A 15602-nucleotide genomic window follows, 5' to 3' on the forward strand; every position below is an offset into this window, starting at 1 on the left:
TATCTATGCCTCCTTCATCAAAGGGACCTTGATTTCTACACTTGTACCTTGCCCTTTAAAACTAATGATTTTTACTGTTCCACCAATACCAGCTACTCGTTCTTTGATATTGTTCAATCCATAACTTCCCGTTTTCGTTTCATTCATATTAAACCCTGTTCCGTCGTCAATAATACGTAATAAAAGATTATTGTCTATTTTATGCAAATATACCTCTAATTCATTGGCTTTGGCATGTCTTAATGTATTTGATAACAATTCTTGAACGATTCGGAACAAGTGATCCTCAATGGAACTAGATAGTTTTACATCTTCTACATCCCATTTCAGCGAAATCTGGATTTTATTTTGCAATTCCTTCAATAACTGCTCGATACCTTGCTTTAAACTTTTCTCTTCTAAATTGACTGGACGCAGATGAAGAAGCAGCGCACGCATCTCAGACTGGGAAGCGTTGATGATCTCTGCTACCATTTTCAACTGCTTGCGGAACATTTCTGGTGTCTCGCTTTTTTCTGCTTGCTCCGTCAATGCCGACATCATCATCATTGCTGCAAACAATTGTTGTGAAACTGAATCATGCAGTTCACGGGCTAATCGATGTCTTTCTAATTCTAAAATTTCTTCTTTGGTTTGTCCATCTACATATTGGGGTCGGCTAGTTACAATTTGTAATTCACTAGATACTTCAATCATTTTTTCTTTTATTTTAGTGATTTCCATATCAATATCTTTGATGTATAAATCGTCCGATGCACTTGGGATCGGAAGAAGCAACAATTTGGATTCATAATTGCCAGAAGAGAGTGCACGCAGCTTTTCTTCAATTTTTCCGTATTTTGTCTTTTGAATAAGTGATAATAATAGAAAGACGATTAATCCTACACCTAAGGAAATGGCTAACAAATGGAAGATAAGCGGAACATATAATAAACGTGCACGCAGTAATTCTCCCCACCAATGACTTTGATTACTGGCATAAAAATAAGTGAAAAGTGAAAATAGAATAATAAGGAAAGCCGCAATCCCCGAATAAACAGCTAGCATCGCTCTGGATATTTTCCCCATCATATTCGTATCACCTCGACATCTCCAATCAAGGTATTGGTAATAATCTTCAATCTACGAGGGTTTTCATCATAATCACTGCTGTAGATTTTGATTTGTTCATTTTTCAAAGAAAATTGCTCTTCTTCAAACAAGACATTTCCTACTAATGTCGCATGCTCTAATCGGATGGCTACGCCCAAAGGTACTAAGATCCGTGTTCTGCCTATCCCTTTTCTTACAATCACAATATTATCATCTTTTGGCAAAAGCGTATTGCCCAAATCTATGATAGTATCACCAGAAATGACGGCGATGTTGATATCGTCCCATTCATAGACGTCGTTTCCAATACGTTGGTTACCGAATAATTGCTGTCTTTTCCGCTCATTATTATGTGTTTTTAATTGCTCTGTTTGGACCATCATGATCTGTTTCTTTCGCCAAAAAGCATTTTTGGTTAAATCTATCCCTGAAATCTCTACACCTTTTAGTCCAATAAATAAAACGGCAAATACAGCCATCATCCATAAAGCAGGACTGTTGACTAAGCTAAAAAAAATGACCAAACTTCCTAATATCAATTGAAAATTTTGAAATTTAGTACGAGGATGTTTGCGCATAGCTAGATATATATTAAAAATACCGAATATCACTAAAAGTAAAAGTCCAGTATTGTTTACGATTTGCCAAACAGCAAATAACAGCAGTAGTGCTTCAACTACCACAAAAAAACGCCAAGAACTATTCATCGCTCTTTCTCCCTCCTGACACATTCTCATTTCATCATACCTATTTTTTTAACTGTTGGCTATAGGACTTTAGATGTAAGATCGTTTGTTGAAATCTGAAATATACAAAGAGAAAAAGATCTAGAGTGTATCATCAGTAAGATGAACTCTCTAGATCTTTCAGTCAGACTACGCTTGTTCTACTTTGACGATTTTAACTAACATATCGCCACCTGGAGTAGCAATAGTTACTTCATCATTTTTACGTTTGCCAATCAATGCTTGCGCAATAGGAGAATCATTGGAAATTTTGCCAGAAAACGGATCTGCTTCAGCGCTTCCGACAATCGTGTACTCTTCTTCTTCTCCATCTGGTAATTCGATGAATGTAACTGTTTTACCAATTGATACCTCATCTGCATCTACACCGTCGTTATCGATGATTTGAGCAAAACGAATCATATTTTCAATTGTTGTGATTCTTCCTTCAACAAATGCTTGTTCATCTTTCGCTGATTCATATTCGGAGTTTTCGGAAAGATCTCCGAAACCGCGGGCAATTTTGATTCGTTCAATGATTTCTCCGCGTTTGACTGTTTTTAGTTCTTCTAATTCTTTTTCTAATTTTTCTTTACCTTCTAGAGTCATTGGATAAACTTTCTCTACCATGTGTAACGTCTCCTTTTTTCGATAAAATACCGCAAAAGGTAATCTTTTGAGGAATATAGTCCAAAAAAGATTACCACGCTTTTCTTCAAATGTAAATGTTTTTCTAAAAATGATCAATGTCTAGAGCCTGTTTTTCTAAGAATTATTTACATATTTTTCCACTAATTCCATATGTTCTTCATATGTTTTAGCGAAATAAACATTTCCAGTGCTCGTATCTGCTACGAAATAATAATAGTCATTTTCCGCTGGTTCTAATACTGCCTTGATTGCCTCTTCGCTTGGATTGTCAAAAGGTCCAGGTCCATAGCCGGTATTGGTATACAAATTATATGGTGAATCTACAGCTGTATCTTCATACGTCACTAATTCTTTGTGTTCACCTAATGCGTATAAAACAGAGATATCTGACTGAAGTGGCATATTTGCCTTGATTCGGTTAAAGAAGACTTGTGCAATGTTTTTACGATCATTTTCTTTTACGCCTTCTTTTTCAACTAGAGAAGCTAGAGTTAAAACTTCTTGTACAGTCAAATTTTTCTGCTTGATAGCTGAATAATAGTTTTGCATGACCGTATTCGTCTTGTTCACCATTTCAATCACTAGATCCTTAAGCGAAGTACTCGTGTAATAATCATATGTGGCTGGGAATAAGTAACCTTCCAAACGGTATTTTGTGTTCTCAGCTTTAGATGCACTTTCCAACAGTTCTGGGAATTTTTGGTGCAACTCGTTAAAGAAAGTCTCATCATTCACTAAATCTAAAAATTCTTTCTTGTCTTTACCAGTTACCTTCGCTACCCGTTCAGCAATCTGATCGATATCGTAACCTTCTGGAATGGCAATTTTCCCATCTGCAACTTTTGTTGGCTCAGAAGTGCCGCCTTCTTGCAGCTGTTTGCCAATCTCGTCAAGAGTCATATTAGGCGCTAACTGATAATAGCCAGCTTGAAAGCCAGTTAAATTTTTAAATTTTGTATAGTAATTGAAAACAATCCCGCTTTTAATAATATTGTCCTTCTCCAAAATCTCACCAATCTGCTTGTTAGAAGAGCCACTTGGGATCTCCACTTGGACTAATTGGTCATCTGATTTATCTAAAGGCTTCAACCCGCTATCTACATAGCGATACACGGTAAATCCAAGAAATCCGCCAATAATCAATAATGTAAGAGCGATCACTAAAATGATCTTCCTCACAATCTTATCTTCTTTTTTACGCAGATTTCTCCGCTTGTCGATTATATCTGCTGTAGCTGCCTTACTGGCTTCTTTTTTATCTTTACTTGGGTGTTGTTTGTTTCCTGACAAAACAACTCCTCCTTACTATCATCTTCGTAACTCTGTTTATTATACATGAAATTTCTACTGCCGTGAATTATTTTACCAAATATTATGTCAAAATTGTAAGTGGCAAATACTCTTTTTGAGGATTACAATGAAAAATAGTTAAAAATGGATAGAAAGGAATTAACATGTCAAAAGGAAAACATCGAAAAAAACAAAAAATTTCTATTTCTTTTCTTGTAATTTTATTATTGTCTGTCAGCTTCTTTTCAACAGGCATCATTATAGGAGGTCAATTAACAAAAATACCTCAGTCCCAAACTTATGAAACGGGGCCAGCACAACTTACTTCCAATTTAACGCCCGATGAGCAGATGCTTGCTAGCAAAATTGATCAATTACTGCAAAAATCAGATTATATCGGTTCGATTTATGTACGCAAAAATAATCGCGTACTATTAGAAAAAGGATATGGATACGCAAATCTGCGCATAAAAGAACCGAATTCACCTTCTATTTACTATCAAATCGGTTCGATTCAAAAAGCAATGACTGCTTTACTGATATTAAAACAAATCCAAGCTGGTAAGTTAACTTTTGACACAAAGTTAGCTGAATTTTATCCTCAGGTTCCTGGAAGTCAGCAAATCACAATCAAAAATATGCTTTATATGCGCTCTGGTCTTCATCGAACTGCTTCTCCCGACAAACCTATGTCGGATAGTGAAATCATTCAGTTCGCCCTACATCATTTGAAACTTACTGATTATGATACGTATCATTATGAACCATTGAATTATACATTGCTTACAGGGATATTGATCAAACTAACGAATCAGCCTTATGAAACTCTTCTAAAGAAAGAAATCATTCGTCCTCTCCATCTAGAACATACAGATTTTTATGACAATGTAAAAAATTCGCCTCAACATGCTGTATCTTACCAGATGTCTGCAACTGACGATTATTCAAAAGCATTGATCGAACCTGAAACCGACATCCGAAATGAATTAGGCACAGGAAACATAAGTATGTCTGTTTATGACTTGAACAAATTCTTTACCAGTATTCTTTCTGGCGGTATCATACCAAAAGAACTACTTTTCTCCTTGTGGCAAAATAATGGTGATAAACATCCTTACAGCGGCGGTGTTTACAGTGGAAATGATTATATCCTTGCTCAGGGAAATATCAATCGATTCCATGCAGTAGTAGCGATGAAAAAAGACACTAAAGATGCAATCGTCATGGAAAGTAATATCCAATCGGATAAGAACATCAAATTGCCGGCCACTGATTTAAGAAATCAGATTTATGAACTGATGGAAGGTGTTAATTTAAAAAGCTAAGTCGAAACAAAAAAACCAGCATCTTGCTGGTTTTTGTTTTAGTTGATTTCTGACTTTAAATACCGTTCCATTCCGCTCAATATATCAAATTTAGGCTGATAGCCTAAAGAACGGATCTTTGAAATATCCGCTAAAGAATCACGTATATCCCCTGAACGCTCCGCTTCATATTTAAGCGCTAGCTCTGTTCCTAAGATTTGATCAATTGAATGAATCAATTCAAGTAGCGTAGTGCTTTTTCCTGTACCGACATTGAATTGCTGTCCTAAAGCTTTTTCTTCCTTGGCAACAAGTAAAAGTGCTTGTATAACATCTTCTATATAAACGAAGTCTCTAGATTGGCTCCCATCACCAAATAAAGTAAATTCTGCTTTTTCTCCTGCCAATTGTTTTTTGTATCGGTCCACTAGAATCGAAATGACTCCGCTATATGGAGAGTTCGGATTTTGATTTGGACCATAAACGTTAAAAAATCGGACAGCACTTGTTGGAACATCATACAAATGATGATAATCTAAAAAATACTGCTCTGCTGCAAATTTATCGATAGCATATGGTGTTAAAGGACGGATGACCGATTCTTCTTTTTTTGGCAGTGTTGGTTCATCACCATAAACTGCAGCTGATGAACTAAATACTAATCGTTTTAAATCAGATTGATATTTCCGTGCTAATTCAAGCAATAAAAGCGCACTGTCAAAATTTACACGATGTGTTTCTACAGGCCGTTCTACAGAATCTGCCACACTAGCTACAGCAGCTAGATGAAAAATATAGGCAAACTGATATTCTTTCATGATTCTTTCCATCAATTGAGGATCTGATACATCCCCCTCAATGAAAGTCACTTGTTTATCCATATCCAAGTTTTCTTTTTTTCCCATTGATAAATCGTCGACTACTACGATTTTGTTTTCTTTTCCCAAATAATTCGCTAGCGTTGAACCGATAAAACCAGCTCCGCCAGTAATCAATATAGTATCCACAAGTTTCACTCCAATTGCACATATTTATTTTCTATTAACTTAAATATCAAACTAATTATCGGCTTTCATTAGATGCCAAAATTCTTTGGCACTTTTTACCAAATTTTTTCTAATAATAAATATATATACTAAGAAACTAATTAAATAAACAACCATACTTAAGAACCCACCGTTGAATACTATGTTACCAATAATAAACAAGATTGTTAATACGGTTTCTAATATAATTTTACTTCCTACTTTTACATCTAAGTATTTGCATAAGAAAAATTCTGCAAGATTACATCTTAATGCTAAACTAAATAAAATTAGTCCTACTGCAAGCATTATATTTCCAACTAAGAAAATAATAACTATAGCAAACAACAATGTTAATGATAAAGTAAGTATATTTACAAACAAAATTGTTTTTTCCTTACGTATTGTTTTTAAATAGGTATTTATCAATAAAGACATTCTTCCCTCGTAAATAACAATAGGAAATAGAATTCCCATATATTGAAGACTATCAGCATATTCTGGTAACCACATGCTTAAAATATATCTAGCTGGAACATAAAAAATTAAAAAACTATACGTAATTGGTACAAACAAATCTCTTATTGTTTTAAATAACCATGGAAGTTTCTCTTTATTCGAACGACGTAGCAGTGGAAACATTACTATACCTATTGCATTAATAAACGTCAAAAACATATTAGAGATACTCAAAGTAAAAGATAGTTTACCGAAAATTTCAATTGTCCATCTTTGTTCTACAAAAAAACGAATTGAACCAATAATAAGCATACCTGCAATACTTGATAACATCAATTTACTACCAATATTGATATTATCAACAATTTCTCTTAAAACAGATTTAAATTTAAGTATATTTCTTTGCCAAACCATATCAGAAATTTGCATCATTCCCCATAAAGTGATGATTAGTTTTGAAATGATATCTAATATAATCAGCCAAAAAAAGTTTCGTCCGCCTATAAAAAAATAAATTCCTATCATTATTACATATAAATATCTGTCGCCACGAGATAATTGAGCATACTCTTTTATTCTGTTTGTTGATTGTAATACATATAATATAAATGTTTTCATTATCGTAATAACAGAAACTACTGCTGTTAAAGTCAAAATCATTTTCTTATACGATGGAGGCATGAAGAACTGACTAAAGATAATAACACCTACAGATAATAGGGTCTCAAAAAGGCATAAATACCAAAACTGCGAGCCTAGATTATCTTTATCTAGATTTTCATATTCTTCACCGCCAATTTTTAAATAGATACCATCTATCCATCCTAAATGCAAAAAACCAACATAAGAAGAATAAAACACATACAGTTGCCAGTAACTATATTCCCTTACTCCAAGCAATTTAGGCACAAATAAATTCAATAGTACGGAAATTGCTAAAGTTATGAAATTTGCTCCAACCGTATAATATAAGTTACGAAAAACCATTTTTGCCTTCGTGTTCAAGTTTTATCACATCATCTTTCTAAAAAACTATAATCATTTATCTGAATCAAATCGTATAAAGTTGTTGATCCAATTCTTTAGAGTGTATTTTTCTAATATTTTATCTGGTACCGGAATATATGGGGTATTTAAAAATTGTTTTAGTTCAGATAAAGGTCGTTCTGTTAGTAAAAAACAATTCTGCTCATTATAGAAATCCTGATATTTTACCATATTATTATTGGTTATTAATTTTACTTCCAAAAAAATCGACTCAATAGGTCTAAGAGACAGTCCTGTTTGATTTTCTTGAACAATATCTAATATCGCTTTCGAATTTCCTTCATAGTTTATTAGCTTCTCATAACTTAAAGGAGTTTCATAATTATACGTAGTTGAAGAATTACGATTGGAATCCACCACATAAATCATTGAATTTAACTCTAATTTTTCAAAAAAAACTTTTAGTTCTTGTAGATATGACAAACGTCCTTTATCAACTCCAATAAAACAAATATCTTTTACATATTTTTTTTCGTGTGAAGTAATTTTTAGTTTGCTAGTATCGATAAATTGATTATTATAGTTTAAAGAGAATTCTTCAACATCTTTTTTATCAAATGACCAGATTTCGCAATTTAGTCCATCAAAGAAGTCAATAGGTGTATCTACTGAAACAGGATTACTATACCAAATAATAATACGAACATGTGGATAATGTTTATTTACATACTTGATAACTGATTTTGAAAAAAAATGTGAATTTAGTATTAATAATTCTACGTCGCCTAATCTTTTTTTCCAATCACCGTAAGCAACACTAGAATATGTTGTATTTAAGGATTTATCAATATGATTTAAACATTTAATAAAAAAATTCCTCTTTTTAAAATAACTATTAACATCAATTCCTAAATCCATTGCTTCCGTAGAATAAAGAACAGATTTTTTGTCTAACGTAACAATCATGATATTCTTGTAATTAATCATTTTTTATCATTCCTATATTTTGTAAAATTGATATGGATGATGTGTAACTTGTTCATCTTCTGGTGGAAGTTCCATATAGTTGTTATATCTTAAAGTTAAGAATTTTTTTCTATCTTTAATTGCCCTAAATTTATGTCCTTCAAATTCTACATCTTCATATTCTTTGAACCAATCCGTTGGAAATACTCCCCATTTTTCATTAATGAATTCCATATATCCACAAAATTCTGCTTCTTCAAACGGATATTTTGTTACTAGAGATTCATATTTATTTTTCCAGTAGTTATAATCCCCTTGGCGAAGTAATTTACGATATTTTGGGTAGTATAAAATTCTTTTAGCTTTAGCTTTCAGCCAAGAACGTGAAATAGCATAAGAGTGATTCAAAGAAAAAACCATATTCGCTCGATATAATTCACAAAGTTCACCAAATTTTTTACGCTCATTCAAATCTGTTGGGAACCCATCAATGGGGAAGATATCAACAAAAACCCCCATATTTTTGTCTTCACTACTATAATATTGTTTACTTACTGCTTTTGTGCGTTTATCTATTAACTTAGCAAAAGTATAGCGATAATTATCAGTATTTTCCGGGCTTAAAAGAAGATAGTCTTCTTGTTTTTTAAGCAACTCAAGTAGTCGTTCATAGTTGGGCCTTGTTAAGACGATGTCTAAATCATCATCCCACGGAATATATCCCTTATGTCGTTCAACACCAATCAGACTCCCGTAAAAGATAGAATAATCAATATTGTGTTCTCTACATAATTTGTCAATATATACTAAGATATCTACGCTTATACGCTGGATATCTTCATTCGTTAGTTTTTCCATTTTATTATTCACTCACCTTTTACTTTAGTGTATTCAAATGCAGAAATTCCGCCTAAATACAACCAGAAAATAAAACTTCCTATTTTATTTACTAAAACGAGTTCTGTTAAAAACATAGCTGAAATCAAAATTGCAAGTACTGCCATGGTATTTAATACATACGAATCGTAGTCTTTTATAGTACGCATAAATAGTTGTCGCAATGTATTCCAAATCTTAATTCCAAGAAATACAAATAGCGGTATAGTCCCTAACAGACCTGTTGTTGCTAATAAATAGAAGATAAAATTATGGGAAGTTTGTTTTTTTGTTGCAATGAACGTATTCGGTAATTCTTTTTGAGCATAATTAACCAAATTACGAGGTGAACTCCCGACAAGCGGACTACTTTGAAAAATCTCAAACGAACTTTTCCATAAAGCAAAACGATTATTAGATACATCGTCCTTATTTACAACATCATCCCGTTTTAAACTGATAGAATTCTGATCTTTATCCGGACTTTCAGACTTTCTAGGAACATATCTTGCTGTTATATTGATCAATTTAGGGGCAGCATATTTCCCTGCTTCAGCAATTCCTAAAACAGCTCCAGTTCCAATAATCCCACAGATTACTGCCAATAATAATTTAGAAGCAATCGTCTTCCCAAATCGGTTATAGACAATAAAGAAGATAGCAAAATAAGCACACAATACCAAAGCAATCTCTGCTGTTCTTGATCCAGACAAAATGATGTAAGCAAATTGAAGAAGGATCGTAACTATGCTATATATTTTTGCCATTTTGTTTTTATTCGTCATTAATAGCTTTACAGCAAGAAAAATAACTGCTACAGAAGTTGCACCGGCAAAATTAGGGTCAGAAAAAACACCATACAAACGGTTCTCGACAAATCCTGCTCTAAACCCATTATAGAATTTATCTAACTCCTGTACGTAGGAATAATTTAACGCAAACATTCCTAAAGAGATAAGAGCTAAGAGATTCCAACAAGCAAGCAATATTTTTTCAAACATAGGAATGATTTGTTTGAAATGGTCCTCCCTACCTATACGAAAAACCACAAAGAGATAAATAAACTGCCAAATTACTAACTTGATATTATCGACGATTCCGGCAGGACCGTTTAAAAATGTGGATAATAGTATGGCTAGTATGAAAGCTAGAAGCAGGTAATCTGCTTTTTTCAAGCTAAAATTCTTAGTAAATATATCTACTGCAGTAATTAATGCTGCCCATACCGTAATCAGTGTAAACAGCAAGGTATCATATTTTGAGGGAATCAGACTGTAGTAATTGATGATACGAATAATCAGTGCTATCCCAAATATTAAAATAAACCCTTTTTTACTATATTCTGAGTATTTATGAAACTTAACAGAATCCATTTTTTACACACTCACCTAACTATTTTTACTTTTGTATTTCTCATCTTCCAAAATTGCAAGTTTCTTATACAATCTCACATTCAACTGCAATACAGTTGCAGCTATTTTTCTGTTTTTAGTGAAGTAGGGATTACGTAACACAAAAATATAGTTTCTCTTTAAATAGGTTACTATGTCTTTAGTGCCTTCATATTTGTTTTCAGAATTGCTGACTAAAATTTTATCTAAGACAATATAATGAGCCCAACAGACTCTCGTATGAACAATTTGTGATAAGCTAGGATACTTACTTAGAATCCATTTTTCATTGTTTTTCCATACATTAATAGTATCAATATTTTTTTCACTAAAATAATTTGTAGATATGCTATTCTCTCTATGAAAGTAATAATATTTTTGTCGACTATCTGCTACAACTTTGTTCGTTTGTTCTAGTATATCTAAAATCACAGCTGCATCTTCTGTGATTATATTTTCTGGATATCTAATTTTATTAAACAATTCTTTTTTATACAACTTGTTTACTGCATGTACTGAGAATGATTGTGCTTCTAATACAATCTTCATCGCCGAAACTTTGTCTAATACTTTATATTCTTCTGGAAGAACTCTTACTTTTTTACCAGCATATATATCGTAAATCCCACAAATAGAAAGATCTGCTTGTTCTTTGACAATGTTGTCATACAAAAGTTCATACATATCTTTTTCGATATAATCATCACTGTCAACAAAACCTAAATACTTTCCTCGTGCCACATCAATCCCGGCATTTCTTGCGCTACTTAATCCTCCGTTTTCTTTATGGATGACACGGACACGACTGTCTTTTGATGCATATTCATCACATATTTTACCACTGTTGTCGGGAGAACCGTCATCTACTAATATCACTTCGAAATCAGTAAATGTTTGTGCTAAGATTGAATCTACACATTTTCTTAAATAGGGTTCTACTTTATAAACAGGAACAATAATACTAATCTCACACATTTTGCTTCTCACCTTTAACTAATTCTACTGTGTGTATCAATGATTCTTTCAATTCAAATATTGGATACCAACCATTTTCTTTGATTTTCTTGTTATCAAGTATCGCTGTGCTAGCTTTTGAAAAACCTTTTTGTTCAATCTCATCCGGCAATTCAAAAATTACTTGTTTGCCGCTGATATCAGCTAGCTGTTGTGCTAATTCTTTTAGTCGTAAATCAAAGTTTTCTGAAGAAACATTGTACGCCTCTCCTTTTTCTCCTTCAAGCAGTAAATGAAGAATAGCAGAAACAGCATCTCCAACATAAACATACGAAAAATACTGATTTCCTTCACTTTTTAAAACAATATCCTTTTGTTCGACTGCATTTAAAATAAATTGTGAGGATGCTTTCGTATCAGATAAAAGCATCGTCGGACCAAACGTACGGCAAAGCCTTGGAATCACGATGTCGAGGTCGTGTTTTGCGATGTAGGCTTGGCATAATGATTCACTGACTCTTTTTCCTTCAGGATAGCCTGCTCTCAGTGTATTACAATCGATATACCCGCAGTAATCTTCTGTGAATTTTTCTATATCGCCTCGATTTTCGCCATAAATTTCTACCGTTGATAAAAATAATACTCTCTCAGGCTGGGTTGCTACTGCATGTTTCAATACTTGCTCTGTACCTGCAAGATTAGTCATGATCGTACCGATTGGATCAGTTGCGTAAGCCTTAGGATGTGTGTTACTTGCACCGTGTATCAAATAGTCAGCTTGAATTTCTTTTGGTAAGGGTTCTGTGACGTCACCTTCAACAATTTCGAAAGTATCTAAGGAAAGATAACTGGCAAACCTTTTTTCAAGCTTCTGACGGTTTCTGCCCATAGCATATACTTTGATTTTGATGTCTAGTTGTTCATTAGCAGCCATCAACGTATCAATCAAAAAAGAACCGATCATTCCCGAAGCGCCAATCATCAGAACGGATTTGCCATGTAGCTGTTTTATTTTTGGTGTATGATTGATCACTTTTGCCAAATCTTTTTGGTACATTGGTTGTTTAATCAACGTCATCATCTTTCTCCTAGTCTTTCATTTTTAAATATGCTTTGAACAATTCTAGATCATCTGTTGTTGTCAATTTGATATTTTTATCAGAACCAGCAGCAAAATATAAAGTTTCTCCTAAATCTACCATCATGGTATTCGTATAGGAAGAATCAGTCATACCAATGTCTTCTTTCACTGCTCGGTCATATGCTGCCCGTAGTTTTCCGTATTGATAAGCTTGTGGAGTTGAGACACGCCGCAATGTGTTACGATCGACATACTGTTCCGTCGTTTCTTCTGTTTTCTTGATAAAAATTTGTTCATTGTAAGGTAGAGAGGTTACGCCATTACCAAATTCTTTACATTTAACGATTACATCTGACAATACTAGTTCGTCTACTAGTGGACGGATACCATCATGGATGATGATCGTATCATCGTCTTCAGAGTAATCTTTCAAAAACTGGACACCATTATTGATCGACTCTTGTCCTTTTGATCCCCCTGTAATGACCCATTGGACTTTGCTAATGTTGAATTCTTTGATATACGCCCACATCGTTTCTTCCCAGCCAGATTTACAAACGACTAAAATCCGATCGACCTGTGGATGTTTTTGAAATGATTCTAAAGTATAGATAATAATAGGTTTACCTTCAATTGTAATGAACTGTTTTGGGATATCTTGTCCCATACGTTTACCGACACCGCCGGCAATAATAATAGCTGTAATCATTTTTTTTCTGCTCCTTTAGTTAAATAATATTTTCCTTTGTACATTTTGTATGAATGTTCTGGGTCAATATAAACTGCTTCATGGTGAGAAACCCGATCTTTTTCAGGTGGAAGCTGCATATAGTCTCCAAAAACTTGACTTAAATAATGATCATAGCCAATTGGTACTGGCATCTCTGTATCTTCGAATGGTACCCACACAGCAGATTCAAAGTCTTTTGCAGGATAAACATTTCCCATATATCGTGGACCGACACAAAGTTCTGTAACGAAATTCGTCGGGTTATCATTGTATTTGGTCATCTGATTTTCAGCATATCTCCATATTTTATACTTCGTTTTTGCGGGTACGCTATTTAACAATAACTTTCCAGCTAATTCCATTGCTTTCCCATGATTTTGGGGTACTTGCTGACTTCGATAAATCGCATAGATCATTGCCCATATCTTTTGCTTTTTCCGTTCTGCTTGCTTTTCAGGTGCAGTATCTAACGGAAAAATATCTAATTGGATACCATGAGGGATATCTAAATCTTCCTGATACGTTTTGATAAAGGTCGTTTGGACGTTACGGATAGTTGTAAAGGAGTTCCGATCGTGATTCGTCAGAGTTGGTCTTAATAAAACAAATTTATCTTTTTGTGGGCCGGTTTCCCATAATTCAGCTAAGCGATCATAATCCCTTCTAGGCATGAAAAAATCTAAATCATCATCCCATGGGATAAAACCTTTATGTCGAATTGCTCCGATTGCGCCGCCACCACAAAAATAACACAACAAATCGTGACTTTTACAAAAATCTACAAAGTATTGTGCCATTTCGAGATTTACTTTTTGAATTTTTTTTAATTCAGGATCTGTACTGTACATTATAGTTGCCTCAACCATTCTTTTATTAATCTTCCCTATTTTCTCATAAATAGAGGCGGTTTTCAATCTTATGCAAGTGGTTCTTTCTTTACTGACTGAAAACGGATAGATAAACAGCTATTTTTTGTTTTTAAAAGGGTTGTGACAAAAGACAGTCACAACCCCTTATTCCGACTTTTTTAATAAACTCTCTTCAACAATGCCATGATGCTTGGCATTTTCACTTCCACAAAGCTGCCGGCTTTCACCGCAGATAATAAGAGAGGAGCTGGCAAATTATACAGCCATTTTGTTACTTTTTTCGCGCTGGAATCAGTCAATGCAACCTTTTTAGCTTCTTGGATGGCTGGATCATTCAAGATATGCATAGCTTCTTCTCTTTTTTCTTTGGCAGTTCGCTCAGAATTCTCATAAATAGAAAAAATGACAGAGGTTGTTCCTTTTAAAAGAAGAGAAGCCATACCTGGTTTGTCTTTATCACTTGTCACGACATTTGCTAATTCATAAAATTCTTTAAAGGTTTCAAATTTATTCGGTTTGTATTGGTTGGTTATCCCTTTTCCACCTTCAAAATGATAGATATACTCGATTCTTGGATTCAATATTACTTGCTGACAATGTTCATAATAGTTCAAATTGAAGATACGGTCTTCACAACTGCTGTAATTTTTGAATAGAATCTGTTTTTCCATCAAGAGTTCCCTCTTGTAACATTTGTTCCAAACCACATACATCAGTTGCTGATTCATCAGATGATACATATCATCCACGAACTGTTCATGATTTGTATATTGGTATTCTGGAACAAGATAGTCCTTTTCCGAAATGATTTCTTCCCCGCTTAGCGTGCGGAATGTAAAAGAACTGATAAGCAAATCTGCTTCAGGATACTGTTCAAACAACTGCTGATAATCTGCCAAAATTTCCTTGACTGGCTCATCGTCTGCATCGAAAAATAATACATATTTCCCTATAGATTGCTTGATGCCTTCATTTCGAGCAAGTCCAGGTCCTTGATTTTCGGTTGTAAAAAGTTGAAAATGACTATCACCTTGGATAGCTGACTGAATCAGCTGCTCTGTTTTGTCAGTTGACCCATCATTGACCAAAATCACTTCATATTCTTCAAATGCCAGATTTTTTAAAACTTCTATTGTATGAACGATCGTGTCTTCGGCATTATAAACTGGAACAATTATACTAAATATCGGATGGCTCATTTC

Annotated in this window: 15 protein-coding genes; 1 reads left to right on the forward strand and 14 read right to left on the reverse strand. The window is 33.9% G+C overall.

The window, feature by feature from the left end:
- Positions 1 to 3: 3 nt before the first annotated feature.
- From liaS to mltG, 4 genes are all read right to left on the reverse strand, one after another.
- A complete protein-coding gene (liaS, locus tag A5816_RS07710) occupies positions 4 to 1071 on the reverse strand; it encodes a two-component system sensor histidine kinase LiaS (RefSeq protein ID WP_010733409.1) in 1068 nt (355 codons plus the stop codon).
- Entirely contained in the window at positions 1068 to 1799 is a 732-nt protein-coding gene (gene liaF / locus A5816_RS07715) for a cell wall-active antibiotics response protein LiaF (protein ID WP_002327152.1), read from the reverse strand. The genes liaS and liaF overlap by 4 nt, the downstream gene beginning before the upstream one ends.
- A 168-nt stretch (positions 1800 to 1967) precedes the next feature.
- Positions 1968 to 2447: a transcription elongation factor GreA gene (gene greA, locus A5816_RS07720; protein WP_002289156.1), complete on the reverse strand. Its 480-nt coding sequence runs from the start codon at positions 2445 to 2447 to the stop codon at positions 1968 to 1970.
- A 135-nt stretch (positions 2448 to 2582) separates the two neighbouring features.
- Positions 2583 to 3758 carry an endolytic transglycosylase MltG gene (gene mltG / locus A5816_RS07725; RefSeq protein ID WP_002289159.1) on the reverse strand — a complete coding sequence of 392 codons (1176 nt, stop codon included), beginning with the start codon at positions 3756 to 3758 and terminating at the stop codon, positions 2583 to 2585.
- Between the two features lie 164 nt (positions 3759 to 3922).
- On the opposite strand from mltG, the gene A5816_RS07730 reads away from it, so the two are divergent.
- A complete protein-coding gene (locus A5816_RS07730) occupies positions 3923 to 5083 on the forward strand; it encodes a serine hydrolase (protein ID WP_038398962.1) in 1161 nt (386 codons plus the stop codon).
- Between the two features lie 38 nt (positions 5084 to 5121).
- Here A5816_RS07730 and A5816_RS07735 read toward each other — a convergent pair whose 3' ends face one another.
- The 10 genes from A5816_RS07735 to A5816_RS07780 form a co-directional block, all read right to left on the reverse strand.
- Entirely contained in the window at positions 5122 to 6069 is a 948-nt protein-coding gene (locus A5816_RS07735; protein WP_086311052.1) for an NAD-dependent epimerase/dehydratase family protein, read from the reverse strand.
- A 51-nt stretch (positions 6070 to 6120) separates the two neighbouring features.
- The gene (locus A5816_RS07740) at positions 6121 to 7551 is read right to left on the reverse strand and encodes a lipopolysaccharide biosynthesis protein (protein WP_038398966.1); all 1431 of its coding nucleotides are present in this window, start codon (positions 7549 to 7551) and stop codon (positions 6121 to 6123) included.
- 33 nt (positions 7552 to 7584) lie between these two features.
- Positions 7585 to 8520 carry a lipopolysaccharide biosynthesis protein gene (locus tag A5816_RS07745; RefSeq protein WP_086311054.1) on the reverse strand — a complete coding sequence of 312 codons (936 nt, stop codon included), beginning with the start codon at positions 8518 to 8520 and terminating at the stop codon, positions 7585 to 7587.
- A gap of 12 nt (positions 8521 to 8532) precedes the next feature.
- Positions 8533 to 9357 (reverse strand): phosphorylcholine transferase LicD, encoded by an 825-nt coding sequence (locus tag A5816_RS07750; protein ID WP_038398969.1) that lies wholly within the window; start codon positions 9355 to 9357, stop codon positions 8533 to 8535.
- Positions 9358 to 9365: 8 nt separating this feature from the next.
- Positions 9366 to 10748 (reverse strand): O-antigen ligase, encoded by a 1383-nt coding sequence (locus A5816_RS07755; RefSeq protein WP_038398971.1) that lies wholly within the window; start codon positions 10746 to 10748, stop codon positions 9366 to 9368.
- 15 nt (positions 10749 to 10763) lie between these two features.
- On the reverse strand, positions 10764 to 11741 hold the full coding sequence (locus A5816_RS07760; RefSeq protein WP_038398972.1) for a glycosyltransferase family 2 protein: 978 nt from the start codon (positions 11739 to 11741) through the stop codon (positions 10764 to 10766).
- On the reverse strand, positions 11734 to 12801 hold the full coding sequence (locus A5816_RS07765) for an NAD-dependent epimerase/dehydratase family protein (protein WP_086311055.1): 1068 nt from the start codon (positions 12799 to 12801) through the stop codon (positions 11734 to 11736). Before A5816_RS07765 ends, A5816_RS07760 begins: the two co-directional genes overlap by 8 nt.
- Before the next feature lie 7 nt (positions 12802 to 12808).
- Positions 12809 to 13510: a 2-C-methyl-D-erythritol 4-phosphate cytidylyltransferase gene (locus tag A5816_RS07770; protein WP_002310302.1), complete on the reverse strand. Its 702-nt coding sequence runs from the start codon at positions 13508 to 13510 to the stop codon at positions 12809 to 12811.
- Positions 13507 to 14379 carry a phosphorylcholine transferase LicD gene (locus tag A5816_RS07775; RefSeq protein WP_086311056.1) on the reverse strand — a complete coding sequence of 291 codons (873 nt, stop codon included), beginning with the start codon at positions 14377 to 14379 and terminating at the stop codon, positions 13507 to 13509. Before A5816_RS07775 ends, A5816_RS07770 begins: the two co-directional genes overlap by 4 nt.
- Before the next feature lie 179 nt (positions 14380 to 14558).
- Positions 14559 to 15599 (reverse strand): glycosyltransferase family A protein, encoded by a 1041-nt coding sequence (locus tag A5816_RS07780; protein ID WP_086311057.1) that lies wholly within the window; start codon positions 15597 to 15599, stop codon positions 14559 to 14561.
- Positions 15600 to 15602: the final 3 nt, after the last annotated feature.

It is taken from the genome of Enterococcus sp. 3G1_DIV0629, assembly GCF_002141285.1.
In the GTDB taxonomy this organism is placed as follows: Bacteria; Bacillota; Bacilli; order Lactobacillales; family Enterococcaceae; genus Enterococcus_B; species Enterococcus_B lactis.

Excerpts from the sequence above, each read along its gene's own strand:
- liaS (WP_010733409.1), bottom strand. The coding sequence starts at position 1,071 with ATGATGGGGAAAATATCCAGAGCGATGCTAGCTGTTTATTCGGGGATT.
- liaF (WP_002327152.1), bottom strand. The coding sequence starts at position 1,799 with ATGAATAGTTCTTGGCGTTTTTTTGTGGTAGTTGAAGCACTACTGCTG.
- greA (WP_002289156.1), bottom strand. The coding sequence starts at position 2,447 with ATGGTAGAGAAAGTTTATCCAATGACTCTAGAAGGTAAAGAAAAATTA.
- A5816_RS07730 (WP_038398962.1), top strand. The coding sequence starts at position 3,923 with ATGTCAAAAGGAAAACATCGAAAAAAACAAAAAATTTCTATTTCTTTT.
- A5816_RS07745 (WP_086311054.1), bottom strand. The coding sequence starts at position 8,520 with ATGATTAATTACAAGAATATCATGATTGTTACGTTAGACAAAAAATCT.
- A5816_RS07750 (WP_038398969.1), bottom strand. The coding sequence starts at position 9,357 with ATGGAAAAACTAACGAATGAAGATATCCAGCGTATAAGCGTAGATATC.
- A5816_RS07755 (WP_038398971.1), bottom strand. The coding sequence starts at position 10,748 with ATGGATTCTGTTAAGTTTCATAAATACTCAGAATATAGTAAAAAAGGG.
- A5816_RS07760 (WP_038398972.1), bottom strand. The coding sequence starts at position 11,741 with ATGTGTGAGATTAGTATTATTGTTCCTGTTTATAAAGTAGAACCCTAT.
- A5816_RS07765 (WP_086311055.1), bottom strand. The coding sequence starts at position 12,801 with ATGATGACGTTGATTAAACAACCAATGTACCAAAAAGATTTGGCAAAA.
- A5816_RS07770 (WP_002310302.1), bottom strand. The coding sequence starts at position 13,510 with ATGATTACAGCTATTATTATTGCCGGCGGTGTCGGTAAACGTATGGGA.
- A5816_RS07775 (WP_086311056.1), bottom strand. The coding sequence starts at position 14,379 with ATGTACAGTACAGATCCTGAATTAAAAAAAATTCAAAAAGTAAATCTC.
- A5816_RS07780 (WP_086311057.1), bottom strand. The coding sequence starts at position 15,599 with ATGAGCCATCCGATATTTAGTATAATTGTTCCAGTTTATAATGCCGAA.